Source organism: Rathayibacter rathayi, from assembly GCF_004011095.1.
In the GTDB taxonomy this organism is placed as follows: domain Bacteria; phylum Actinomycetota; class Actinomycetes; order Actinomycetales; family Microbacteriaceae; genus Rathayibacter; species Rathayibacter rathayi.
The window spans coordinates 339187-362292 of the sequence record NZ_CP028129.1 but is presented as its reverse complement, the minus strand read 5'-3'; the positions used below and the strand labels follow the sequence as shown (position 1 = coordinate 362292).

Genomic DNA, 23106 nt, shown 5'->3' with positions numbered 1-23106 from the left:
ATCGGTCCTCATGCCGTCGTCTCCTCGCGATCCCGCACACGACGCGCACCCCTCCCCCTTCGTCGAAATCGTCCGCTCGGACTGGGCCGAACTCGCCCGCAGCACCGAGCTGCCGCTCACCGAGACAGAGGTCGTGCAGCTGCGGGGGCTGGGCGACCTCTTGAGTCTCACCGAGGTCGCCGAGGTCTACCTGCCGCTCTCACGCCTCCTCACCCTCTACGCCGGAGGCGCACGTCAGCTGCACCGCGCGACGAGCACCTTCCTCGGGGAGCGCGCGCGGCCGACTCCGTTCGTGATCGGCGTCGCCGGCTCGGTCGCCGTCGGCAAGTCGACGATCGCGCGCCTGCTGCGTGAGCTGCTCGCCCGCTGGGAGGACACGCCCCGCGTCGAGCTGGTGACCACGGACGGCTTCCTGCTGGCCAACCGCGAGCTCGAGCGCCGCGGCCTGATGAGTCGCAAGGGCTTCCCGGAGTCATACGATCGGCGGGCGCTGCTGCGCTTCGTCTCGGAGGTGAAGGGCGGGGCGGCGGAGGTGCGCGCTCCGTTCTATTCGCACCTGTCGTACGACATCGTCCCCGACGCCGAGATCGTCGTGCGGCGCCCCGACGTGCTGATCGTCGAGGGTTTGAACGTGCTGCAGCCGCCCGCACCGGGTCACGGGCTCGCGGTGAGCGACCTGTTCGACTTCACCGTCTACGTCGACGCCCGCACCACTGACATCGCACGCTGGTACGAGGAGCGCTTCCTCACCCTGCAGCAGGGTGCCTTCGCAAATCCGAACTCCTACTTCCACCGCTATGCGGCGCTGACCCCTGGCGAGGCGCGGGAGCAGGCTCGGAGCATCTGGACCGCGATCAACGAGCCGAACCTCGTGCAGAACGTGCGCCCTACCCGTTCCCGGGCGAGCCTGGTCCTGCGCAAGCAGGCCGACCACACTGTCTCTTCCGTCCTCCTCCGCAAAATCTGAGCCGCCGTGCACTGCCCGGCCCGGCCGGCTCGCACAATCACCGTCGGCTCGTCGGATCAGCCGAATCTCGCGAGCCGAAGCGGATTCAACGAGCCGAACGTCTCGTACCTCGAGACGCAGAACAGCGAGCAGGGACCGGCGTTTTAGACGTCGGAGCGCAGCTGCGTGAGGACAACCGCCGCGAGCGATTCGGCGAGGCGGTCCGCCGTCTCCTGGGTCTTCGCCTCGACCATCACGCGCACCATCGGCTCGGTGCCGGAGGGTCGCAGCAACACTCGACCGTCACTGCCCAGCTCGGTTTCGGCGACGGCGACGGCGGAGGCGATGACCTCATCGTCCCGGACGCCCTCGCGATCCACTCCGCGCACATTGACGAGTGTCTGCGGAAAGATGGCCATCACGGCTGCGAGGTCGGCGATCGTGCGTCCGGTCCGCGCCATCTCCGCGGCGAGCTGGAGGCCGGTGAGCACTCCGTCGCCCGTGGTGGCGTAGCGGCTCATGATGACGTGGCCGGACTGCTCCCCGCCGAGCGAGTATCCGCCGTCGTTCATGGCCTCGAGCACGTAGCGGTCGCCGACCGCAGTCTCGATGACGCGGATTCCGGCGTCGCGCATGGCGAGTTTCAGGCCGAGGTTGCTCATGACGGTGGCGACGAGGACATCGTCGCGAAGCGCATCGCGCCGGGCCAGGGCGGTCGCGAGAATGGCCATGATCTGGTCACCGTCGACGATGCGACCCTGGGCGTCCACCGCGAGGCAGCGGTCGGCGTCTCCGTCGTGCGCGATGCCGATGTCGGCCCCGGCCGCGCGGACAGCGTCGGCGACGGTGTCGAGGTGGGTCGACCCCACTCCGTCGTTGATGTTGAGGCCGTCGGGGTCGTTACCGATCACCGTCACGGTGGCGCCGGCGTCCGTGAACACCCGCGGCGAGATCCCGGCGGCAGCGCCGTGTGCGCAGTCGATGACGACGTGCAGGCCGTCCAGCCGGGTTCCCTCGAGGGAGCCGAGCAGATGGAGGACGTAGCGATCCTCGGCGTCGGAGAAGCGGGTGATGCGGCCGACGTCGGCTCCGGTCGGCGTGAGCGGAGAGACGCCGAGGGCCGCTTCGATGCGGTTCTCGAGTTCGTCCGGGAGCTTCCGCCCGCCGGCGGCGAAGAATTTGATGCCGTTGTCAGCGGCGGGGTTGTGCGAGGCGGAGATCATCACTCCGAAGTCGGCGTTCTCGTCGGCGATGAGGTAGGCGGTGGCGGGCGTCGGGATGACACCCGCGTCGAGCACATCGACACCGGCGCTCGCGAGACCCGCCGCGACCGCGGCTCCGATGAACTGACCGGAGATGCGGGGGTCGCGGGCGAGCACGGCGACGGGTCGACGGCCCTCGGCCCGGGCGACCGCACCGAGTACACGGGCGGCCGCCTGGGCGAGGCCGAGAGCCAGGTCGGCCGTGACCTCGCGATTCGCGAGGCCACGGACGCCGTCTGTTCCGAACAGGCGCGGCATGGTGCGCAGTCCCTTCTCGAGCTGCTGGTCGTGCGGCCCTGGGGCCGCGGCGACTAGCGCTTCGAGAACTGGGACGCCTTGCGGGCCTTCTTGAGACCGGCCTTCTTGCGCTCGATGACGCGGGCGTCGCGGGTCAGGAAGCCCGCCTTCTTCAAAATCGCGCGGTTGTTCTCGCGGTCAATCTCGTTCAGCGCACGGGCGATGGCGAGACGGAGGGCGCCGGCCTGACCGGAGGGGCCGCCGCCGGTGATCTTGGCGACCACGTCGTAGGAGCCGATGAGATCGAGCACCGTGAAGGGGTCGGTGATCAGCTGCTGGTGCAGCTTGTTGGGGAAGTACTCCGCGAATTCGCGGGCGTTGACAGTCATGCCGCCGTTGCCGGGGACCAGGCGCACGCGGGCGATGGCCTGCTTGCGTCGGCCCACGGCTGCGCCGGAGACGTTGAGGACGGCGCGGGGCGTCGTGGACGCCTCGGTAGCCGGGCTTTCGGTGGAGTAGCTCTCGGGAGCCACGTCGATCTGGTCTGCGATCTTCGCCACGGTGTAGGTGATCCTTTGTCTTCGAAGTCTGAGGTGTCGGGGAGGGCCGGAGCCTACTGGGCGACCTGGTTGAAGGCGTACGCCTGCGGCCGCTGGGCCGCGTGGGGGTGCTCGGAGCCGGTGTAGACCTTCAGCTTGCGCAGCTGAGCGCGGCCGAGGGAGTTCTTCGGGAGCATGCCGCGGATGGCCTTCTCGACGGCGCGGACCGGGTTCTTCTCGAGGAGTTCGGCGTAGGTGGTGGCCGAGAGGCCGCCCGGGTAGCCGGAGTGGCGGTAGGCCTTCTTCTGCAGGAGCTTCTGGCCGGTGAGGGCGACCTTCTCCGCGTTGACGATGATGACGAAGTCGCCCATGTCCATGTGCGGCGCGAAGGTGGCCTTGTGCTTGCCGCGCAGGAGCGCAGCGGCATGAGTGGCGAGACGGCCGAGCACGACGTCGGACGCGTCGATGACGATCCAGTCGTGCTGGACGTCAGCCGGCTTCGGAGAAAAAGTGCGAGTCACGGGAGTGCTGCTTTCTGGTCGGAGTGAGGTGTTCGTGAATCCCGCTCCGTGGCCGTTCGTCCCGCGAGGGGGCGAACCGATCCGGTGGAGGGCTCAACTTCGGGCGCTCGGCACACGGCCGAAAACACCAAGGGTCGACATTACAGCACAGCGCCTGTGCGGCCAAGCACGGATCCGGCGGACGGCCGATCCGGGCGACCTCCGGTCACCCGATCGTCACGAGCGCCGACTCCATGAGTCCCACCAGTGACGCCTGGTCGCCGACGAAGGAGCGGAGGGTGACCAGGCGCGTCCCCTGGAGCACGACCACCGTCGCGGCCGGGTCCGCCGACGGGTTCCCCGCCCGGAACAGGGCCTGGTCGCCCAGGTTCACCGGCTCGGTGGCGCCTGCCTGCTCCTGTTCGACGAGCGAGGCGGCCGTGGCTCCGGAGGACGAACTCAGGGTCAGTGCGGTGGCGTTCCCCGCGATCGTCCACGCGCAGGTGCCGTCCAGGGCGGACTCGGTGACGAGGTCCGGCGGCAGCTCGAACGCCGCGGTGATCGTGTCCAGCGGCAGGATTGCAGCGCAGTCGAGCGTCTCGTCGACGAGAACGGGCGCGGTCGGCGTCACGACGGGCTCGGCAGCGGGATCGGTCGTCGGCGTCTGCTCCGCAGCGGTCGGCGTCGGAATGTCCACCTGCGCGTCGCGCGGTACGTCGATCGTGCTGGACGAGCAACCCGCGAGCAGGAGCACCACCGCGGTGACGGCCAGCGGCCTCGAACTCCGCCGTGCAGCCATGCGCCACTGGATCATTCCGTGTCCTCCCTGTCGGGCCCCTTCGTCCAAACGGTCCGCTTGGCCCGTGTGAGCAGAGCGCGATCGGCCAGCGAGGCGTCCTCAGGGTAGTCGACCTCGCGCAGGATGAGACCCCGGGCCGGCATAACGGCGAACGCGTTGGTCCGCCTGGCTGCATCGCGCAGCAGCGGCACCGCTCCCCCGTCGAGCTTTCCGGCGCCCACAGCGACGCAGGCTCCTACAAGGGCCCGCACCATGCTGTGGCAGAAGGCGTCGGCGCGCAGGTGCGCGTGCAGAACGCCGTCGGCGTCGCGTTCCCACCTGAAGTCGAGCAGGCTCCGGATCGTGGTAGCACCCTCCCTGGCGCGGCAGAACGAGGCGTAGTCGTGCAAGCCGAGAAGCGACCGTGCCGCGGTCGCCATTGCGTCCAGATCGAGAGAGTCGGTGATCCAGGTCGTGTAGCCGCGCTCGAGCGGATGCCGCATCGAGCCGGCGTCGGCCAGTCGGTACTCGTAGCGGCGCCACCGCGCCGAGAACCGCGCGTCGAACCCCGCCGGCGCCTCGATCACCCGGTGCACCGAGACGTCGGTGTAGCGGCCTAGGATCCCGCGGAGCCGCCGCTCCAGGATCGACGCGGGCGGGAGCGGCTCCTCCCCGGGCCTGCGCCGTCCGCCGCTGATGCGGCCCCACTGCTCCGGAGTGAGATCGACATGGGCGACCTGGGCACTGGCGTGCACCCCGACATCGGTGCGCCCCGCCACGGTGACGGTGGGGTGCTCCTTCGAGCGCAGCACCAGCGCGAGCGACTCCTCGAGCACGCCCTGCACCGTGCGCAACCCGGGCTGCTTGGCCCAGCCGGAGAACTGCGAGCCGTCGTAGGCCAGGTCGAGGCGGACGCGGTGAAGCATCAGACGAGTCTAGGGGCGAGGCCAGGAGCGGCTCAGGCGACGGCGAGCGGCACGCCGACGCTCGCCAGAGCCGAGACCGCCCAATCGACCAGGGTCGACTGCTTGCCGATGGAGGAGACGATCCGCAGCTCCCAGCCGCCGGCAAGCACGGCGAGTTCGGACGGAGCGGGCGCGAGGCCCTCCAGCCAGTAAGCGGCCGTGCCGAGGGAGATCGGAACGGCGCCGATCGCCTTTCCCTCTCCGGTGAAGGTCTCGAGGAGTGGACCGCGGTGCAGGATCAGCACGACGGCGGAGTCGTTGCCGGCGAGGGCGTAGGAGCAGGTGTCACGGGCGGCGGCGAGCACCACGGAGCCCGCCGGCAGGCCGGTGTCCTGCTCGATGGTAGTGACGGGGAGGGCGCCTGCGCAGTCCACGTCCTGCTCCACCGCTGTCGGCGCGGGAGTCGCGGTCGGGGCGCTCGTCGCGCTTTTGCCGCGCGCCGAATCGGGGATGTCGATTGCGGTGCCGCAGGCGCATCCGCTCATGCCGATGGCCAGGGCCAGGAGCGCCGCGGCGGTCGGGGAGCGCAGTTGCACAGGACTCCTTCGAGGATCGTCGGGGGCGGACCCCGGGAGCGCCGGTCGTGACGCGGCCGTGCTCGACGAGCGCAGCAATGCCATCATCAACGACGATTCGCGCCACTCTGCCCGCCCGGGAACGACGCGAGCCCCCCGTCCTGGAGGGGACGGAGGGCTCGCACGGGAGAACGTCACTACCGAGACGCGCCGGTCTCCTCGGCCGGGGCGTCCTGCGCGGCGTCCGCTGCGGGAGCTTCCTGCACGGGAGCCTCCTCGACGGGGGTCTCCTCGACCGGTGACTCGTCCGCGGGAGCCTCGTCGACCGGAGCGGACACGGGCGCCGCGGTGGTACGCGACTTCTTCACCTTGGGGGTGACGGGCTCGAGGACGAGCTCGATCACGGCCATCGGCGCATTGTCTCCCTTGCGGGGTCCGATCTTGGTGATACGGGTGTAGCCGCCCTCGCGCTCGGCGACGAGCGGAGCGATCTCGGTGAAGAGCTCGTGGACGACCGACTTGTCGCCGATCGTCGCGAGGACACGACGGCGGGCATGCAGGTCGCCGCGCTTGGCAAAGGTCACCAGGCGCTCGGCGAGCGGCCGCAGCCGCTTGGCCTTGGTCTCGGTCGTCTTGATGCTCTTGTGCGTGAACAGGGCCGCGGCCAGGTTCGCGAGGAGCAGACGCTCGTGTGCGGGACCGCCTCCGAGGCGGGGGCCCTTCGTGGGCTTGGGCATGGGTTTACTCCAGTACTAAAGGGGTGTCAGCAGGTCGGACGCGAGGAGCCGGGGCTCCGGGGCGGAGGACCTAGATGCTCTCGTCGTCGTAGCTGTAGAAGTGGGCGCCGTCGAACCCGGGGACCGAGTCCTTAAGCGACAGGCCGAGCTCCGTCAGCTTCTCCTTGACCTCATCCACCGACTTCTGACCGAAGTTGCGGATGTTCATGAGCTGCGTCTCCGAGAGGGCGACGAGCTCATTGACGTTGTTGATGCCCTCGCGCTTGAGACAGTTGTAACTGCGCACCGAGAGGTCGAGGTCCTCGATGGGCATCGACAGCTCGGTCGAGAGGACCGCATCGACCGGCGCGGGGCCGATCTCGATACCCTCGGCCGCAGTGTTCAGCTCGCGGGCGAGACCAAACAGCTCGGTCAGCGTGCGACCGGCGGAGGCGATGGCGTCGCGCGGCGAGATCGCCGGCTTCGTCTCCACGTCCACGACCAGGCGGTCGAAGTCGGTGCGCTCGCCGGCGCGGGTGGCCTCGACGCGGTAGGTGACCTTCAGCACGGGCGAGTAGATCGAGTCGACCGGAATCTGGCCGGCCTCGGAGAACTCGCTGCGGTTCTGAGTCGCCGAGACGTAGCCGCGACCGCGCTCGATCGTGAGCTCCAGCTCGAACTTCGCCTTGTCGTTCAGCGTGGCGATGACGAGTTCCGGGTTGTGGATCTCGACACCGGCCGGAGCCGAGATGTCCGCGGCGGTGACCTGGCCGGCGCCCTGCTTGCGCAGGTAGGCGGTGATCGGCTCGTCATGCTCGGAGGAGACGACGAGTCCCTTGATGTTCAGGATGATCTCGGTGACGTCCTCGCGGACGCCCGGGACGGTCGTGAACTCGTGCAGGACTCCATCAATCCGGATGCTCGTGACAGCGGCGCCGGGGATGGAGGACAGCAGGGTGCGACGCATCGAGTTGCCGAGCGTGTAGCCGAAGCCGGGCTCGAGGGGCTCGATGACGAAGCGGGAACGGAACTCCGAGATGTTTTCCTCGGTGAGCGTCGGACGCTGTGCGATAAGCACTGATGATTCCTTTCGATCACGTGTCCGCTATATGACACGTGCGTTTGCGAGGTGTGAAGTTGTGAAAGAAATGCGGGATCCGCCGGTCGGCCCCACTCGCCGCCCGGAGGCGGTTCGTGCGGCCGACCGACGGCTGCGAGTGCTGCTTAGACGCGACGACGCTTGGGCGGGCGGCAGCCGTTGTGCGCCTGCGGGGTGACGTCGTTGATCGAGCCGACTTCGAGGCCCGCGGCCTGGAGCGAGCGGATCGCGGTCTCACGACCCGAGCCCGGGCCCTTCACGAAGACGTCCACCTTCTTCATGCCGTGCTCCTGAGCCTGACGCGCGGCCGACTCGGCGGCGAGCTGAGCGGCGAACGGGGTCGACTTGCGTGAGCCCTTGAAGCCGACTGCACCGGACGAGGCCCAGCTGATGACGGCCCCGGAGGGGTCAGTGATCGAGACGATGGTGTTGTTGAACGTCGACTTGATGTGGGCCTGGCCCACAGCGATGTTCTTCTTCTCCTTGCGGCGCGGCTTGCGCGCGGCCGACTTGGGGGTAGCCAATTCTTTATCTCCTCTAGGTCCGTGTCGCCCGCGTTACTTGCGGCCGGCCTTCTTCTTGCCGGCGACGGTGCGCTTGGGTCCCTTACGGGTGCGCGCGTTCGTCTTGGTGCGCTGTCCACGAACCGGGAGGCCGCGACGGTGGCGGAGGCCCTCGTACGAGCCGATCTCGACCTTGCGGCGGATGTCGGCGGCGACCTCGCGGCGGAGGTCTCCCTCCACCTTGTAGTTGCCCTCGATGTAGTCGCGGAGCGAGACGAGCTGGTCGTCGCTGAGGTCCTTGACGCGGATGTTGCCGTCGATCCCGGTGTCGCTCAGGGTCTTGAGCGCGCGAGTGCGGCCGACACCGTAGATGTAGGTCAGTGCGACCTCCACGCGCTTCTCGCGCGGGATGTCTACTCCTGCCAGACGTGCCATTGGGCTTCTCCTGTGAGTGAGTGAGTGGAGGTGTGAAGCAGCACCGGTGCCTCGGCCTCCGACCGAAGGTGTCCTCGCCGTTCACCCCGGCTGGTCCGGAGTGCTGCGCGATTTCTGGTGCTGCGGGTGTGTTCAGTTGTGCGCTCAGGGCGGCGTATCGCCCCTGCCCCCTCGCGGGAGCAGCGGGGCTAGCCCTGGCGCTGCTTGTGACGGGGGTTGCTACTGCAGATGACCATCACGTTGCCGTGGCGGCGGATGATCTTGCAGTGGTCGCAGATGCGCTTGACGCTGGGGTTGACCTTCATGATTTCTGTCCTTGATTTCGCTGGCGTCGTGCTCCCAGCGGATGCCGGGGCCGTTCCTTACAGAACACGCACGTCGCGAACGTCAGCGGAGCGAACGCCTACTTGTAGCGGTAGACGATCCGGCCGCGGGTCAGGTCGTAGGGGCTCAGCTCCACGATCACGCGGTCCTCGGGGAGGATCCGGATGTAGTGCTGACGCATCTTGCCCGAGATATGGGCGAGAACTTTGTGTCCGTTGGTCAGCTCCACGCGGAACATCGCGTTGGGGAGCGCCTCGACAACCGCACCTTCGATTTCGATGACACCGTCTTTTTTGGCCATAGCCTCACTGTCGTTCGGAAGTAGTGTGTGTACTGGTCGTGCGAATGTTTCCGCGACGATCCGCCACCGGGCGAGAGCCTGGATCGGGGTTCGCGGGCATGCCGGAGCACGCGCAAAACACCAAGGGTCGATACTACGCGAATTGCCAGCGCTCCGCCACCTCGGGCGTGTCTCGCCGCTTCTCCGCCCGCGCCGGCTCGCCGCGCGCGCCTCTGCTTCCGCGCCGACGTCGCGCCCGTGCCGAGCGGCGCCCGCGCCGCCGCCTAGGCTGGCTCCGTTGAGCCGGAGGGAGAGCACATGGCGCGCACGACGAGGTCCACGACCGGAAAACGGCGCTGGTATTCGCACCCGGCGGTGACGATCCTGGCGGCGATCGTGCTGATCGCGCTGGTGCAGACCTTCCTTGTGAAGGTCTACACGGTGCCGACCGGCTCGATGGAGAACACCCTCCAGGGCGGCGGCTTCTTCGGCGACCGCATCCTGGTCGACCGCACCCTCGCACTCCAGGGTGGTCCGCAGGAGGGGCAGATCGTCGTGTTCTCCCGCGACGCCGAGTGGGGAGCGGACGACGAGGTCGGCAGCCCTCTCTCCGAGGCCGTGAAGACCTTCGGCGATGTCACCAGCATCGGGCCTTCGCACGAGGAGTTCCTCGTGAAGCGATTAATCGCTCAGGGAGGCCACACGGTCTCCTGCTGTGACGCCGAGGGCCACCTGCTGGTCGACGGGAAGCCGCTCGATGAGTCCTACGTCTTCGAGGACTTCCCCTTCACTCCCGGCACCCTCGACTGTGCGACGAGCCCGGCGTCGCAGCGCTGCTTTGACGAGTACACCGTCCCCGAGGGCTCAGTGTTTGTCCTCGGCGATCATCGCTCCAACTCGAACGACTCGCTGGGAGGCTGCCGCTCGTCCCTCGGCCCGATCGACTCCTGCGTGAAGACCGTGCCGATCGACCGGGTCACCGGGCGCGTCTTCGCGGTGGCCTGGCCCCTCACTCGCTGGCACCTGTTCTAGCTCTAGTTCGCAGACCTGTTCCACCGGAGGTGTTGAGCCGCAGACACCGACCTATCGCCGCTTCCGGGTCGGCACCCAGGGGCCTATCGAAGCGACCGCCGGACGACCGCGGCTCCGCCCCCAGGCGCGACGAAACCCGCACCCATCGGGTCGTCGAGCGCGAAACGCTCAGCACGCGAAGCGATATCAACAGGCTATCTGCGCCTGACCGAGGCTCCAGTGTCACTATGAACTCCCTGATCACCGCCGATTTCCAAGCTGTAGATCGTGTGCTCTGAATAAGCCTCCGGGGCTGCCGCAACGTCGGGCTACTCGTCCTCAGTGAGGACCTTAAGCATCGCTTCGACCTCTGCGATCGTACGCAAGATGGTCGATTGGTTGACGCCGACAAGGCCGGCGATCAGGTGCTCGGTAAGGTTGTGGCAAAAGTAGAGAAGCGTGATCTGAAGCGCTCTTGAGGGAGAAAGCTTCCGCGGGCGCCCGGTAGACCTGCACCAGATGAACTCGCTGCCGATTCGCTCGGCGAGGGGTGCGTCTTGCTCGGAGGCAATTCCCGTCATCATGTGTGCGCACCGGCCGATTCCCCTATGAGAGGTTTCTTCATACGCACTTCTCGGGTAAAGCGGGTCGGTCGGTGTCATTCGTGAGCGACACGCCCGGATCCACGACCCACAAACGAGTTCTGAATAGGCCTCCTTATGATCTGATCCGACTCGAGACGTCGGATTAAGAAGTTCCCGATCTGCATCCTGGAGACGACGCGCGATGAGCGGACGGCACTCCGGCACCCCCGCCGCACATGAGCTGAGCTACGTGACCTGTCCTCCAACAGATCGCATTCCCAATCCGTAGCCAAGTCCGGGAAGCTCGTCGTAAAACCATCGCGCGAGAAGTGCCTCGTAGCTCGCAGAGGCGAGCAGACGCGCTAGTGACTCGTCGAGTGCGCTGCGCAGTGCTGTGTCCCGCGGTCTCATCATGAACCCGTAACGATCCAGACCGAGCCGGATGTCGAGGAGTTCGACGTCCGAACGGGGCGACGCGGCGACCGCACACCGCAGAATAACCTCATCAGCGACGATACCCCCGACCGCTGGGTCGTCAGTGAAGGCGTCGAACGCTTTTCCGATAGACGAGTGCCCGACAAAGGTTGGCTGGAAGCCGAGGTCACCGGCCGCTTCGAGCGCAGCCTGGCTCGTCGAGCCGCGGATTCCTGCCACCAACACAGCAGCGCCTCGCCTCCGCATCGAGCCCGTCCTCACCGCGATCCGATGACGAGTCTCGAAGATCGGCACCGTGAACGCGACCTTCTCCAGCCTCGCCTCCGTAATTGTGGTAGATCCACATTCGATGTCGATCGCTGAGTTCAGCAGCAACGACTCGCGCGTGGTCGATGTGACTTCAACAGCCTGCGCCGCGGTGAACCGATCGGCCCCGAGAATCTCGCTGAGCACAATTCGGGCCACATCCACCGAAAACCCGATCGGCCGAAACGGCGATCCGACCGAGTAACAGAAGGGCGCCGTGCGACGCTGATAGCCGACACGGAAAGCGCCGTCTTCTCGCCCGCCGGTCAGGCTCATAACAATCGCCCCTCGGTCGCTTCTGGTTCCAGCACGTCAATCACGATCCCGCGCAGTGCTTCGGGCTGCTCAAGCAGGTGCAGATGTCCACCCTCGATCAGTGAGAGTTGGAAGCCAGCGGAGGTGTGCAGTGCCCAATTGGCCATCGCCCTCACGTCGACGAGCGGATCGTCGTGCGCTGAAATAGCGTGTACATCGATCGGAAGGACATTGTGCCGCAGTTGCGGGAACTCCCGCGCGATCCAGCTCAGATCCGCGTCAAGAGTCCCCGCAAGCAGCGCACGCACTTCGGATTCGACCGGGAGGTAGCTAATCGCCATCGAACGCACCAATCGGCCGCGCTCGTCCCAGTCCGCCGCCGCCGTATCGGCGACGGCGGACGATGGCGGCAGCTGCGACGACACGACAACCGTCATTTTCCGACGGTCGAGCCGCCATGCCAGCTCGGCGACGGCCCACGCGAGCGTCGCGCCCATGCTGTGCCCGACCAGAACCACCTGCTCATACCGCGAACGAGCCAGCTCGGCCGCGATCGTGGCCGCGACGTCGGCCACCGTGTCGTCAGCGACGCTCTCGCCGACCCGATCCTCCCGCCCTTTCAGCTGCACGAGCATGCTGTCCGCAAATCCGGACAGCGCCTCTGGCCAGCAGCGGAAGGCCGAGATACCCGATCCGGCGTGAGGAAAACACACGACCACTCGCGAGCGCCCGAAGTCGAAAAGCCGCAGGAGTCTTGCATCGAACGAGCCGAGAGTTTCGTCGGATACGCTCGTCATTCCGCAGTCGCCGAGGTTCCAAGGACTTCGAGGTGGCGACGGTACTCCTGCGCGAGGTCCTGGTATTCGCCCGCGGTCGCCAAGAGGACGTCAATGTCACTCTTGCTGAGTGACATCAGCACGGATCCTGGCGACCCCGCGATCAGGCTCGCCGCCGGATAGCTCGGCCCTGCCCCGACCAGCGCGCCGGCGGAGACCCTGCTGTGCTCGCCGATGACTGCGCCGTTCAGGAGGATGGCTCCGATACCGATGACGGAGCCATCGCCGATCGTGCAGCCGTGGAGTACTGCGCTGTGCGCGATGGTCACCTGAGCACCGATGATCACGGGATGATTGGGATCCGAATGTACCATCGCATGGTCTTGCACATTCGCCCCCGCACCGATCCGAACCGCCCCCTTGTCCCCTCGGATCGTCACGCCCGGCCATAGGCTGACGTCGGGGCCGATCTCGACGTCCCCGATCACGGTCACGTTGTCGAACACGTAGGCGCTCGGATGGATCAGCGGGTAGCGCCCGTGAAAACCGTAGACGCTCATGATGCTGCCACTGTCTTCGTCTGCATGGCGAGTCGGCCCAGACTTGCCAACACTTCGTCGTTGGTCAGGCCGAAGTCCACCAGGCACGCGATCTCGTCGACGCCAATCGATCGGAAGTATTCCATCCGTTGTGTGACCCTGGTGGCGTCGCCGATCAGAGAGCTTGTGCTGACGTATCGCTGGAAGACCATCTCCATGAAATCATCCCGATCGTCGCCGAGGTTCTGCAACGTCTCGGCTTTCGCCTCCGCCCCGGACTGGCCCGACGTGGAGTGCTGGGAGACGAACGAGTTCAGGTACTCAGTCATTGCCGGGCGCGCGCGTTCGACCGCCTGCTCGACCGATAGGCCGACGTAAGTGTGCAGCATCAGCGACACCACCCCGCTCGCGGGGTTGTACCCGGCCTTTGCTCGAGCCTCGCGGTAGATGGTGATGCGCTTCTCCAGATCTTTCGGTCCAAAGTTGATGAGCGCGGACAGCACGTTGAATCCCTCCCGGCCCGCGAACTCCCATGCCTCAGTTCTCTGTGACGTCGTTAACCAGATCGGTAGCTCCGGCTGGATCGGACGCGGATAGGTGACAATTGAATGCGATTCCCCATGAGGGTCGGTTCGACTAAGCGTGTCGCCGCGCCAGAGCGACTGCAGCTGCTTGCGTGATTCGTTGAGCCGGCCCGAGCGATCATCGAAAGCACCAGGGTTAAGGACGAAGTCACGAGTATGCCATCCGGGCGCCACCGCGAGGTCGACTCGCCCATGCGAGAGGTTGTCTACAAGCGCCCATTCCTCGGCAACGCGGAGCACGTCGTGGAGGGGCAGGTTCACACTCCCCGCGCGGATCCGGACATTCTTCGTCACCGTTGCAAGAGCGGCGCCCAGAACCGACGGATTCGGATACGACCCTCCGACGTCAGTGAAGTGCCGCTCGGGAGTCCAGATCGCGGTAAACCCAGAATCGTCGATCAGCCGCGCTGCGTCGAGGAGTAGCGCGTATGGGTCGCGGCCGTCCGCTGATCCTGAGAAGAAGATCACGCCGAGATCGGGAGTCTTCCGCGGCGCAGGTGCTGGCTGGTCGGCAGAGCCGACCGCGGCCTTACGCTTCCGGAGACTCTCTGTGAGCTTCGCGAGGCGCTCTGGGTCGAGGTAGATACTTTCAGGCATGTGAAGGCTCCTGACTGAGAAGGTTCTCGAGCATCGCTCCGACACCCGAGATAGAGCTGTTCTGGTAGAAATCGCGAACGGAGACGTCGACCTGGAACGTCTCTCGCAATTTGTTGATCAGCTGGATCGCCATCAGTGAGTTGCCGCCGAGGTCGAAGAAGCTGGATGCCTCGTCGAGCAAGTCGCCGCCCAGGAATCTCGTGAACAGCTCACTAACCACAGCGGTCAGCACGTCTTCGCCGGCATCAATGCCAATGTCGCCGCTACTCGGCACGTCCGCTGCCAGGCTGACGATACCGGGCTGTTTGTCCGCGCAGGCCGGAGCCTCATCGGGCCGCGTCAGGTCGGAGTTGACGCTCCCTCCGAATCCCGAGATCGGGCGGATCCAGTGCTTGCGCTTCTCGAACGCGTAGGTCGGCAGCAGGACGCTGCGGGTGCGGGGGGTGAAGGCATCGATGTCGGTCGCCGGGTCGTGCGCCCATGCAAACGCGATCGCGTCGGCAAAGGACTCGCATTCGTCGTCCTGCTCACCCAGTGCGGCAATCGTCGTCACAGTGATCGCCCCCGACGACGAGAGCACCAGATTACTCATTGCCCGGCCACGACCGATCTCGATGAAGGTGCGCACACCCGCGGCAAGGAGGGTTTCGACCGAGCCGGAGAAGTCGACCGTGCGAACCATGTGATCAGCCCAGTACCGCGGATTGCAGACTTCGTACTCACTGAGGACTCGCCCGGTGATGTTCGAAATGATCGGAATCGTCGGAATCTGGAACCGGCATCCGGTAAGAAATTCAGCGAATGCGTCGCTCGCCTCCTGCATCGACGCCGAATGGAATGCGTGCGATGTTGCCAAGCGCTGGTGGTAGACGCCGAGCTCCTGAGCGCGGACGATCGTTGCGTCGATCGCATCGACGCTCCCCGAGAGCACGAACTGCCGCGGAGAATTCCGCGCTGCGATCGACAAGGTCGCATCAGCGACCAGGTCAAGGAACGGGTCGAGGCGGTCGATGGCCAGCATCGCACCCGGAACGCTCCGGCTCATCAGTCGCGAACGCTGAGCGAGGAGTTCTGCGGCGGTGCGCAAGTCGAACGCACCGGAGACCGCTGCCGCCACGACCTCGCCGAGGCTATGCCCGAAGAGGTAGTCAGGCTTCACACCTGCCTCGATGAGCGAAGTCGCCAAAGCATATTCCACCGCGAAGAGCAGTGGTTGGGCGACGGATGTGTCCTTCAGGTCGGCCGCGTCCCGTCCGGACCAGAGGTAATCCATGATCGAGAAGTCAAGATACTTGTCCAGCGTCTCCACGGTCCGCTCAAGAGCCTTCGCGAAGCCGGGGTTCCCGCGCGCAAGCGCGGCGCCCATCGCCGGGTGCTGGGTGCCCTGCCCGCCGAAAGCGAACGCGACTGGTTCTCGCTTCCGCGGACCCCCACGATGAAACTTGCCGGAGCGTAACCTCGCCACAGCATCGGCCGAACTCGACGCGACGACGGCCCCGCAGAACGGATGACGCGTGCGACCGCTTACCAGCGTCGAGGCGCACTCCGACAGGGACATCCGTCCTGCATTCGCGTCGAGATGCTCGCCGAGCACGCGGGCCTGGCGCGCGAGCGCCTCTTCTGACGTCCCCGAGAACGTCAGAATGCGGGCCCCCGCGACCTCGTCGTCGACGGCGTTCTCGCTCACCAGATGGTTACGCAGCAGGACGTGGCTGTTGGTACCGCCCATCCCGAACGCGCTCACGCCCGCCCACTTCACGCAGTCGGATTCATACTCGATCCCCTGTCCTCGCACGCTGAAGCGGGTTCCCGCCAGCTCGAGCCGCGGGTTCTCGTTGGTGAACCCTACGGTGCCCGGGATGAACTCGTGGCGGAGCACGAGCGCTGCCTTGATCAAGCCGATGATGCCGGCCGCGATGTTGAGGTGGCCGAAGTTGCCCTTGTGTGAACCGATCACACAGGGGCTCCCGTCTGAGCCGTACGCCTGCTTGATGGCTTCAATTTCGATCGGGTCGCCGAGCGCGGTTCCGGTCCCGTGGGCCTCGATATAGCTGACTTCAGCCGGATCGACCCCAGCGACCGTCAATGCGTCCCGCAGTACGGCTACCTGTCCCACGACACTCGGCGCCGTAAAGCTGACCTTCTCCGCACCGTCATTGTTGACGGCGCTGCCAGCAATCACCGCGACGATCTCGTCGCCGTCCTCGATCGCATCCGCGAGGCGTTTAACCAGGACGACGCCGAGGCCGTTCGTGAACAGGGTTCCGTTGGCGGCGGCATCGAAGGGCCTGCACATGCCGTCGGGTGACAAAACTCCGCCGACCTGATACCGATACCCTGCGGTCTCCGGCACCCGAACATAGGCCGCGCCGGCGATCGCCATGTCGCATTCACCGAGGATCAGGCTTTGCACCGCCGAATGCACGGCAACCAGCCCGGTCGAACACGCTGTCTGAACGTTGACGCTCGGTCCGCGAAGGTTCAACTTGTACGAGACCCGAGTCGCGAGGAAGTCTTTGTCGTTCGCCTGGCGGACCATCATTTCGCCGAGTGAATCGACCAGGTCCTCGTCTTGCAACACTCCGAAGAGGTAGGAGCTCATCGCAGAGCCGAGATAGACGCCGATGCGCTTGTCGGTACGGTGCGGATCGATGTTCGCCCGTTCGAGGAGCGCCACGCACAACTGCAGCGTCAGTCGCTGCTGAACGTCCAGAACGTCGGCTTCCTTCGGCGAGTAGCCGAAGTATGCGGAGTCGAACTCGTCGAGATCCTCAAGGATCCCGGCCCGACGAACGTAGTCCGAGGCAGAATACCGCTCTTCCGGGACGCCGGCCTCAGAGAGTTGCTCTTCGGTCAGATCGGAGATCGTGCATTCCCCGTCCACGAGCCGTTGCCAGAGTTCTTCAACATTCGCTATGCCGGGCAGTTTGCATTCCATCGCGACGATCGCGACAAGTTCATCCGTGTTTTCCATGATCCAAACCTTCGTTCTTGACTTCTTCGGTGAGCTGGATCCGGCGTGCCTGCCGCGCGGCGACGAGCTGTCGTCGACCAGGGGCACGTGGTGCCGCGGTGTCGCGGCCGGCGTCTGTCGCTTCACCTCGCCCCATTAATTGCTCGATGAGATGGCATTGCGCATGGAGTGTCACCTTCTCGAACAAGCGAACCAGGGGAAACTGGATGCCGAACTCGCGTTGGATCTTCGCGTGGAGTCCGACGATCGTCAGCGAGGTACCGCCCGACTCGAAGAACGTCGAGGGTGCATTTCCGCCAGTGAGCGCATCGGTTCCTACCAATTCGGCCCAGATGTCCTCCAGCCGCTCCGACACGGTGCGTCTAGATTCAGAGGTTTTTCTCGCCGTGGCCGACCGCGCCTGCTCCGCCAATCGGTCCGAGACCATGTCGCCGAGCCGCCGACGATCGAGCTTTCCGTTCGACAGCATCGGCAACTCGGGCACGAAGACGATCATGGCCGGGATCATCACTCCCATCAGATGCGAGCGAAGGTGATTACGTAACACGGATTCGTCTGGATCGTCCATCTGCACGACTCCGGCCAGGATCTTCCCCGTCAGCCCGGGCACAGCGCAGATGAAGGCGTCTCGAACGCGCGGAGCGGAGCGAACGACGGAGCGAACCTCCTGCAGTTCGATACGCACGCCCCCGATCTTCACCTGGTCATCGCGTCGCCCCGAGATCTCCAGCGCACCGTCCGGTAAGACTCTGCCCAGATCCCCCGTCGGGTAGCAGCGATGAGAATCGTCACCGATCTCTATCCGAACGAACGGACTGACGATCCGTCCTTTGACCAGATACCCGTGCGACGGCCACGCCGCATTGATGTATACCTCGCCGACAACACCGGGCGGGCATTCCGCCTGATTCTCATCGAGAACGAACGAGCGGGATCCCGGGATGGCATGGCCAACCGATTGAATTCCCGGAGCGGGCGCGCTTGGAACCCTAAGATGGTATTGAGCGAGTGTCGTCTCAGACGGCCCATACAGATTGACGACCTGACAATTCGGGAAGACATCGTTCCAGCAGGAAACGAGCGAACCGTCGAGTGGCTCACCCGCGAAGAACGCACGACCGAGGCCAACGATCTGCTGCACATCATCCGCTTCGGCGAGCCACATCTCCGCGATTGACGGCACGACATGCAGACCGCTGATGGCATTACCTCGAATGAAATCGAGCACGTTGTCCGCCCCGAGATGGGTCTCAATGGGAATGCAAAGCGTCGCACCCCCGAGCAGTGGCGAGAGGGCGTCGCGGAACCAGACATCGAACGAAATGTTCGTCAGGTGCGCGAACCGGTCTTCTACTCCGATTGCGAATTCCTCGACCTGCCACTTCAAGAAGTGCGCGAGCCCCCGATGACTGCCGACGATCGCCTTGGGCGCGCCGGTCGATCCAGAAGTGAACGCGACGTAAGCGTGATCAGCGTTGGAGGACCACGCCGCAGCTGCGCCTACCCCACCTGCCCGCGTTCGAATGCGCGAGGTCGCCCCGCACTGTACGACGAAGCTGGCCGCCGCGCTGTCGAGCATCAACTCTCGCCGCGTTTCCGGGAGCGTCTCGTCAATGAGGAGGACGATGCCACCCGCTAGCCAGACAGCAAGCACGGCTACTATCACCGCTGCGCTCCGGCACCCGACGATGGCAACGATACCTCCGCGTTTGAGACCCGATCCTCGCAGCCGGCTTGCCAGCTCCTCTGCGCGCACCAGAAGAGCGGTGTAGGTGATGCGCTCCGTCCCCGATTCGATCACCACCACCTCGGAGAATTCGGCGCACGCACGCTGGATGAGTTTATCGACCGATTCCGCGTCCCCGCTTGCATCCCTGTCGATCATCGCGTCAGTGCCCGACCTGCTGGAAGGTCGCGAGAACGAGGGCTGCGACCATGAAGAGAGCGCCGAACAGTCGGTTGACGAACTTGATCTGCTTCTCGGTCTTCAGGTACCCGGCCACCTTCGCCGCGAGTCCAGTGTAGACGGCCATCACGACGAGATCAGTGAACGCAAAGGTTAGGGCGACGGCAATGTACTGCGGTGGCATCGGGGCCGAGGAGACGAGGAACTGCGGGATGATCGCCAACATGAAGATGTAGCCCTTTGGATTGATGGCGTTCAGGGCGATGCCCTTTCCGATCAATCCGCCAATGCTCGCCATCGATCCTTCGACTCGAGAGACCGAGATGGGCGTCGCCTTGGAAAACCACTGCGTGAGCCCGAGATAGAACAGGTATCCTACGCCGGCCCATTTCAAAACATTGAAGGCCAATGAAGATGCTTGGATGATGGCTCCCAGGCCGACGACAACGACCAGGAATACCGCCCAGAGGCCTATAACGAGGCCGATGGCGCCGAAGTATCCGCGGCGGAAGCCGTAGTTCAATCCATTCGTCATTGAGAATACGGAGCCTGACCCGGGCGAGAGTGAAAATATCCACGATGCCATGAAACAGGTGACCCACATGCTAAGTGCCAAAGAACTATTCCTGTCAGTTTGATGTTCTTGAATTCAATGAAGTATCGGCGTTCGTCGTATATGTGCGGACGTGACTAACCCACCCCCGCGACGGCACGGCGAGTGCAGGATGTGTGAAGATGGGGGTGAAGTAACGCAAGCCGAAATTTAGTTGTTAATCCGCGAGTGATCACCCACCGAGTGCCAGGCCCGGTCGTAGTAGACGAGTGGCAACGGGCGGGCTTCTTCCTCGTGCTCTGAATCGTCGTCTAAGCTACTCTCGACTGCACCTGCAATAATTATGGTGGACTCCCCGATGATGATTCGCTCGAAGACCTGCCCTCGAAGCCACGTCCGCGCACCGCAGAAGACGGGCTCTCCGGTCGGCAGCCGACGCCAGCCGTCGGTATTCGCGAAGCGATCGACTCCGCTTCTCGCCCCGAGAAGCGCCAAATCGATGCTGCGCTCATCCAACATATGAACGACAACACTGTCGGCCCGCGCCACATGCACCGCCGCCGAAGAGAGCGCCGACAGCGAGAACGCAAAAACCGGCGGCTCCGCGCTCACCGACGAAACGCTTGTTACCGTCAAAGCGGCCAGCCGTCCGCCTGATTCCGCCGTTACGAGACAGACGCCGGCAGCGTGGCTTCTGAATACTTGCCTGAACCGATCTGGCGAAAAATTGTCCGATCCACTATAGCTTGACTTAAGGATCTGATCCCGCGATTCTTGCATCAAACCTCCATGGTTGTGAATTAGCGTGCCCGCATCTCAATTGCCGAGGGACACGCAAGGAGGCTTATGCAAAATTCCCTGGCGCGCCCAGCGAACATGCCTCTGACCAGGGTTTTTGTGAAGCTCTATTCGAATTTTGCATAAGCCTCAAGTTGTGACGAAGTAAATATTTTCCGCGAGACGCAAGGTCGCAGCCGAAATGTCGCTGGCGGGTATCGGAGGCTCGCCCGCGTTGCCGCTACACTCCGGTACGACACCCCACAGACGCGAGTGCTCCAGAGAAGGGTGAATGCAATTCACACTTAGAGCGTTATTCATAAGGTCTGATTTGCGCGTGTCGCTCGAAAGGCATCGGCCCCTCGTGCGAGAGAATAGAAGTTATCACACTTCACTATTCTCGGGACAAGAGGCCGATGCGTTACGACTCTACTACAGGGCTTGATTCGGAGCAGATCACGGAACTCGTTTCCCGGATCTGGCAGATCGTGCAGTCCCGTCCGGCGTCGGCGGGGCGAGTGGCGATCCTGAATCTTCGGGAGCAGGTGGTTGTGACGGTGATGTTGGTGCGGCAGAACCTGAACCAGATGACGGTCGGTGACCTGTTCGGCGTCTCCCAGCCGACCGTGTCGCGGATCTACCGGCGGATCGTGCCGCTGATCGAACAAGCGTGCTGCCTGTCCGGCGTGCCACTAGAGGAAGCCGCGATCGGCCGGGTCCTTCTGGTCGACGGTACCGACGTGCCCACCGGGAACCGTGCCAGCGCGGGGGAGAACTACTCCGGGAAACGGCACCGGCAGGGCGTGAACGTGCAGATCGCGTCCGACCTGAAAGGCTCGCTGCTGTGCGTCTCGGAGCCCGTGGCCGGCGCGCGCCACGATCGAGCTGCGATCACGCTCTGCGGCTGGGAGCCTGTCCTCGACGCCGTCGAATGGATCGCGGATCCCGGATATCAAGGCACCACCGCAACAACACCGACAAAGAAGCCCACTGGCGGTGAACTCGACGACAACACGAAAACCAGCAATCGGACACTCTCCATCATCCGATCAGCGGTCGAAAGATGCATCGCCCACTGGAAGAACTGGAAAATACTCGCCACCGGCTACCGCGGCCGACTCCACGAACTCCCCAACCTCATCCGCGCCATCACCAAACTCGAACTCTACCGACTCGGCTGGTAACCCCTTATGAATAACGCTCTTAGATTGTTCAACGTCATTCGACGCGAAGTATCGACGTCACCGCACGGACGCACTCGTGTCGATCCAGCGCGGCGACGGTACTTCGGAGCTTGCCTTCCGGCGCCGAGTGGGTTCCGATGAGAAGGGTCGCAATGTGATCGCAATCTGCTCTGGCCCCTCGTTCTCGCGGTGAGGTCTGAGTGAGGGTCTCCACCGAGACGTCATTGTCCGCGAACACTGCCGCGATTCTCGCCAGCACACCGGGGCGATCGACGACGGTGAGGGCAACCTGATATCGCGTGAAAACATCCCCCATCGGCACCATGGGAAGGGAGCCGACAACGACCGGCGTCATTCCTGGGCTACCCGCGACGTGCCGGCGCGCCGCAGAGACGAGGTCACCGAGAATCGCCGACGCCGTCTCGGCGCCGCCCGCGCCGGCACCGTAGAACATCAGGTCTCCCGCGGCTTCTGCCTCGACGAACACCGCGTTGTAGGCGCCGCGGACCGTCGCGAGCGGATGGTCACGACTGATCAGCGCCGGGTAGACGCGCGCACTGATCCCCACTGGTTCTCCGCCCGGACCGAAGATTCGTTCGCAGATGGTCAGAAGTTTGATCACCAGGCCGTTCAGTCGTGCCGAGTCGATTTGCTCCCGAGTGATCCGCGTGATCCCTTCCCGGTACACCGACTCGAGCGGAACATCCTGGTGAAAGGCAAGCCGGGCGAGGATTGCTGCCTTGTTCGCGGCGTCCAGGCCCTCGATGTCGGCGGTCGGATCTGTTTCGGCGTAACCGGCGGCCGTCGCCGTCGCGAGAGCCTCGGCGAAACTCCCGCCGTGAGCGTCCATCCGATCGAGGATGAAATTGGTCGTGCCGTTGACGATCCCGAGCACTCGGGTGACCCGGTCCCCCGCGAGGGATTGGCTCAGCGGGCGCACGATGGGAATCGCTGTGGCCACGGCAGCCTCATAGTGAATCTCAGCTCCGAACCGCTCGGCTTGGGCAAAAAGTTCCGCGCCGTGGGCGGCAAGCAGAGCCTTGTTCGCCGTGATCACGTCCGATCCGGAGCTGAGTGCCAATTCAATCAAACGCTTCGCCGGGTCGATGCCGCCGATCACCTCGATCACGAGGTCGGCGCCGACGATCAATTGCTCGAAGTCGGACGTGAGCAGTACCGACGGGATGTCGGGATACTTGCACGGGTCGGAAGTGCGTACGCCGACACCGACCAGTTCAACGTCTACGCCGACCCGGTCTCCGAGTTCGTCACGGTGCTCGAGCAGCAAGCGAGCGACCTGGCTGCCAACCGCGCCAGCGCCGAGCAGCGCAACACGTAGTGGACGGTCGTTATCCCTGGCGGGTCGTGCATATAGTCCGCTCATGCTGCGACGCCGTTCGAGACCGCCGCGAAAGCGGTCCGAGCCGCGGAGAGCGGATCAGCATTCGGTTGGCGCGCGCAGGTAGAAGACGCTGGATGATTAGCCACGGTGAGACCTCAAAGATTATGGGAGTGAGTCACTGCTA

At 64.8% G+C, this 23106-nt stretch carries 24 protein-coding genes; 3 read left to right on the top strand and 21 right to left on the bottom strand.

The genetic code is table 11. The features are described from left to right. The first annotated feature begins 10 nt into the window (after positions 1 to 10). Positions 11 to 967, top strand: coding sequence for a type I pantothenate kinase (gene coaA, locus C1O28_RS01850; RefSeq protein WP_097167701.1), 957 nt, complete (start codon positions 11 to 13; stop codon positions 965 to 967). A gap of 143 nt (positions 968 to 1110) precedes the next feature. Here the strand turns inward: coaA and glmM are convergent, their stop codons facing one another. The 12 genes from glmM to infA all read right to left on the bottom strand — a co-directional run bounded on the left by glmM (position 1111) and on the right by infA (position 9120). Next, the gene (gene glmM / locus C1O28_RS01845) at positions 1111 to 2466 is read right to left on the bottom strand and encodes a phosphoglucosamine mutase (RefSeq protein WP_097167702.1); all 1356 of its coding nucleotides are present in this window, start codon (positions 2464 to 2466) and stop codon (positions 1111 to 1113) included. A 53-nt stretch (positions 2467 to 2519) separates the two neighbouring features. Beyond that, complete coding sequence (gene rpsI / locus C1O28_RS01840; RefSeq protein WP_097167703.1) at positions 2520 to 3005, bottom strand: 30S ribosomal protein S9; 486 nt, start codon at positions 3003 to 3005, stop codon at positions 2520 to 2522. Positions 3006 to 3058: 53 nt separating this feature from the next. After that, positions 3059 to 3505 (bottom strand): 50S ribosomal protein L13, encoded by a 447-nt coding sequence (rplM, locus tag C1O28_RS01835; RefSeq protein WP_097167704.1) that lies wholly within the window; start codon positions 3503 to 3505, stop codon positions 3059 to 3061. A 205-nt stretch (positions 3506 to 3710) separates the two neighbouring features. Continuing rightward, positions 3711 to 4298, bottom strand: a complete 588-nt coding sequence (locus tag C1O28_RS01830) for a hypothetical protein (protein ID WP_097167705.1) — start codon at positions 4296 to 4298, stop codon at positions 3711 to 3713. Then, positions 4295 to 5188 (bottom strand): tRNA pseudouridine synthase A, encoded by an 894-nt coding sequence (locus tag C1O28_RS01825; protein WP_097167706.1) that lies wholly within the window; start codon positions 5186 to 5188, stop codon positions 4295 to 4297. The genes C1O28_RS01830 and C1O28_RS01825 overlap by 4 nt, the downstream gene beginning before the upstream one ends. 32 nt (positions 5189 to 5220) lie before the next feature. Beyond that, a complete protein-coding gene (locus C1O28_RS01820) occupies positions 5221 to 5763 on the bottom strand; it encodes a hypothetical protein (RefSeq protein ID WP_097167707.1) in 543 nt (180 codons plus the stop codon). Positions 5764 to 5939: 176 nt separating this feature from the next. After that, on the bottom strand, positions 5940 to 6479 hold the full coding sequence (rplQ, locus tag C1O28_RS01815) for a 50S ribosomal protein L17 (protein WP_097167708.1): 540 nt from the start codon (positions 6477 to 6479) through the stop codon (positions 5940 to 5942). 70 nt (positions 6480 to 6549) lie between these two features. Further along, positions 6550 to 7536, bottom strand: a complete 987-nt coding sequence (locus C1O28_RS01810) for a DNA-directed RNA polymerase subunit alpha (protein ID WP_097167709.1) — start codon at positions 7534 to 7536, stop codon at positions 6550 to 6552. A 146-nt stretch (positions 7537 to 7682) separates the two neighbouring features. Next, a complete protein-coding gene (rpsK, locus tag C1O28_RS01805; RefSeq protein WP_097167710.1) occupies positions 7683 to 8081 on the bottom strand; it encodes a 30S ribosomal protein S11 in 399 nt (132 codons plus the stop codon). 33 nt (positions 8082 to 8114) lie between these two features. Then, entirely contained in the window at positions 8115 to 8495 is a 381-nt protein-coding gene (gene rpsM / locus C1O28_RS01800; protein ID WP_068251511.1) for a 30S ribosomal protein S13, read from the bottom strand. 188 nt (positions 8496 to 8683) lie between these two features. Then, on the bottom strand, positions 8684 to 8800 hold the full coding sequence (rpmJ, locus tag C1O28_RS01795) for a 50S ribosomal protein L36 (protein WP_055787164.1): 117 nt from the start codon (positions 8798 to 8800) through the stop codon (positions 8684 to 8686). A 98-nt stretch (positions 8801 to 8898) separates the two neighbouring features. Next, positions 8899 to 9120, bottom strand: coding sequence for a translation initiation factor IF-1 (gene infA / locus C1O28_RS01790; RefSeq protein ID WP_022883252.1), 222 nt, complete (start codon positions 9118 to 9120; stop codon positions 8899 to 8901). Between the two features lie 297 nt (positions 9121 to 9417). On the opposite strand from infA, the gene lepB reads away from it, so the two are divergent. Then, entirely contained in the window at positions 9418 to 10131 is a 714-nt protein-coding gene (gene lepB / locus C1O28_RS01785; RefSeq protein ID WP_097167711.1) for a signal peptidase I, read from the top strand. Positions 10132 to 10940: 809 nt separating this feature from the next. Here the strand turns inward: lepB and C1O28_RS01780 are convergent. From C1O28_RS01780 to C1O28_RS01745, 8 genes are all read right to left on the bottom strand, one after another. After that, positions 10941 to 11711, bottom strand: coding sequence for a transporter substrate-binding domain-containing protein (locus C1O28_RS01780; RefSeq protein WP_097167713.1), 771 nt, complete (start codon positions 11709 to 11711; stop codon positions 10941 to 10943). Then, complete coding sequence (locus C1O28_RS01775; RefSeq protein WP_097167714.1) at positions 11708 to 12487, bottom strand: thioesterase II family protein; 780 nt, start codon at positions 12485 to 12487, stop codon at positions 11708 to 11710. Before C1O28_RS01775 ends, C1O28_RS01780 begins: the two co-directional genes overlap by 4 nt. Then, positions 12484 to 13026, bottom strand: coding sequence for a gamma carbonic anhydrase family protein (locus tag C1O28_RS01770; protein ID WP_097167715.1), 543 nt, complete (start codon positions 13024 to 13026; stop codon positions 12484 to 12486). Before C1O28_RS01770 ends, C1O28_RS01775 begins: the two co-directional genes overlap by 4 nt. Next, a complete protein-coding gene (locus C1O28_RS01765) occupies positions 13023 to 14186 on the bottom strand; it encodes a MupA/Atu3671 family FMN-dependent luciferase-like monooxygenase (protein WP_097167716.1) in 1164 nt (387 codons plus the stop codon). Before C1O28_RS01765 ends, C1O28_RS01770 begins: the two co-directional genes overlap by 4 nt. Continuing rightward, positions 14179 to 17160 (bottom strand): type I polyketide synthase, encoded by a 2982-nt coding sequence (locus C1O28_RS01760; protein WP_097167717.1) that lies wholly within the window; start codon positions 17158 to 17160, stop codon positions 14179 to 14181. Before C1O28_RS01760 ends, C1O28_RS01765 begins: the two co-directional genes overlap by 8 nt. Next, positions 17144 to 19045, bottom strand: a complete 1902-nt coding sequence (locus C1O28_RS01755; protein ID WP_097167718.1) for a non-ribosomal peptide synthetase — start codon at positions 19043 to 19045, stop codon at positions 17144 to 17146. The genes C1O28_RS01760 and C1O28_RS01755 overlap by 17 nt, the downstream gene beginning before the upstream one ends. Before the next feature lie 4 nt (positions 19046 to 19049). Beyond that, positions 19050 to 19652 (bottom strand): LysE family transporter, encoded by a 603-nt coding sequence (locus C1O28_RS01750; RefSeq protein ID WP_258058660.1) that lies wholly within the window; start codon positions 19650 to 19652, stop codon positions 19050 to 19052. A 177-nt stretch (positions 19653 to 19829) separates the two neighbouring features. Then, the gene (locus C1O28_RS01745) at positions 19830 to 20399 is read right to left on the bottom strand and encodes a flavin reductase family protein (protein WP_097167720.1); all 570 of its coding nucleotides are present in this window, start codon (positions 20397 to 20399) and stop codon (positions 19830 to 19832) included. A 413-nt stretch (positions 20400 to 20812) separates the two neighbouring features. Between C1O28_RS01745 and C1O28_RS01740 the strand changes: the two genes are divergently transcribed. Further along, positions 20813 to 21580, top strand: a complete 768-nt coding sequence (locus C1O28_RS01740; RefSeq protein ID WP_104249343.1) for a transposase family protein — start codon at positions 20813 to 20815, stop codon at positions 21578 to 21580. Between the two features lie 34 nt (positions 21581 to 21614). Here C1O28_RS01740 and C1O28_RS01735 read toward each other — a convergent pair whose 3' ends face one another. After that, positions 21615 to 22964 (bottom strand): homoserine dehydrogenase, encoded by a 1350-nt coding sequence (locus C1O28_RS01735; RefSeq protein WP_097166386.1) that lies wholly within the window; start codon positions 22962 to 22964, stop codon positions 21615 to 21617. Positions 22965 to 23106 lie beyond the last annotated feature (142 nt).

What these genes read in the sequence shown, in the direction of transcription:
- C1O28_RS01735 (WP_097166386.1), bottom strand. Translation starts at nt 22,964, where the DNA reads ATGAGCGGACTATATGCACGACCCGCCAGGGATAACGACCGTCCACTA.
- C1O28_RS01780 (WP_097167713.1), bottom strand. Translation starts at nt 11,711, where the DNA reads ATGAGCCTGACCGGCGGGCGAGAAGACGGCGCTTTCCGTGTCGGCTAT.
- C1O28_RS01775 (WP_097167714.1), bottom strand. Translation starts at nt 12,487, where the DNA reads ATGACGAGCGTATCCGACGAAACTCTCGGCTCGTTCGATGCAAGACTC.
- C1O28_RS01740 (WP_104249343.1), top strand. Translation starts at nt 20,813, where the DNA reads ATGCGTTACGACTCTACTACAGGGCTTGATTCGGAGCAGATCACGGAA.
- C1O28_RS01750 (WP_258058660.1), bottom strand. Translation starts at nt 19,652, where the DNA reads ATGGCATCGTGGATATTTTCACTCTCGCCCGGGTCAGGCTCCGTATTC.
- C1O28_RS01745 (WP_097167720.1), bottom strand. Translation starts at nt 20,399, where the DNA reads ATGCAAGAATCGCGGGATCAGATCCTTAAGTCAAGCTATAGTGGATCG.
- C1O28_RS01825 (WP_097167706.1), bottom strand. Translation starts at nt 5,188, where the DNA reads ATGCTTCACCGCGTCCGCCTCGACCTGGCCTACGACGGCTCGCAGTTC.
- glmM (WP_097167702.1), bottom strand. Translation starts at nt 2,466, where the DNA reads ATGCCGCGCCTGTTCGGAACAGACGGCGTCCGTGGCCTCGCGAATCGC.
- rpmJ (WP_055787164.1), bottom strand. Translation starts at nt 8,800, where the DNA reads ATGAAGGTCAACCCCAGCGTCAAGCGCATCTGCGACCACTGCAAGATC.
- infA (WP_022883252.1), bottom strand. Translation starts at nt 9,120, where the DNA reads ATGGCCAAAAAAGACGGTGTCATCGAAATCGAAGGTGCGGTTGTCGAG.
- C1O28_RS01755 (WP_097167718.1), bottom strand. Translation starts at nt 19,045, where the DNA reads ATGATCGACAGGGATGCAAGCGGGGACGCGGAATCGGTCGATAAACTC.
- lepB (WP_097167711.1), top strand. Translation starts at nt 9,418, where the DNA reads ATGGCGCGCACGACGAGGTCCACGACCGGAAAACGGCGCTGGTATTCG.
- C1O28_RS01830 (WP_097167705.1), bottom strand. Translation starts at nt 4,298, where the DNA reads ATGATCCAGTGGCGCATGGCTGCACGGCGGAGTTCGAGGCCGCTGGCC.
- C1O28_RS01765 (WP_097167716.1), bottom strand. Translation starts at nt 14,186, where the DNA reads ATGCCTGAAAGTATCTACCTCGACCCAGAGCGCCTCGCGAAGCTCACA.
- C1O28_RS01760 (WP_097167717.1), bottom strand. Translation starts at nt 17,160, where the DNA reads ATGGAAAACACGGATGAACTTGTCGCGATCGTCGCGATGGAATGCAAA.
- coaA (WP_097167701.1), top strand. Translation starts at nt 11, where the DNA reads ATGCCGTCGTCTCCTCGCGATCCCGCACACGACGCGCACCCCTCCCCC.
- rpsM (WP_068251511.1), bottom strand. Translation starts at nt 8,495, where the DNA reads ATGGCACGTCTGGCAGGAGTAGACATCCCGCGCGAGAAGCGCGTGGAG.
- C1O28_RS01770 (WP_097167715.1), bottom strand. Translation starts at nt 13,026, where the DNA reads ATGAGCGTCTACGGTTTTCACGGGCGCTACCCGCTGATCCATCCGAGC.
- rplQ (WP_097167708.1), bottom strand. Translation starts at nt 6,479, where the DNA reads ATGCCCAAGCCCACGAAGGGCCCCCGCCTCGGAGGCGGTCCCGCACAC.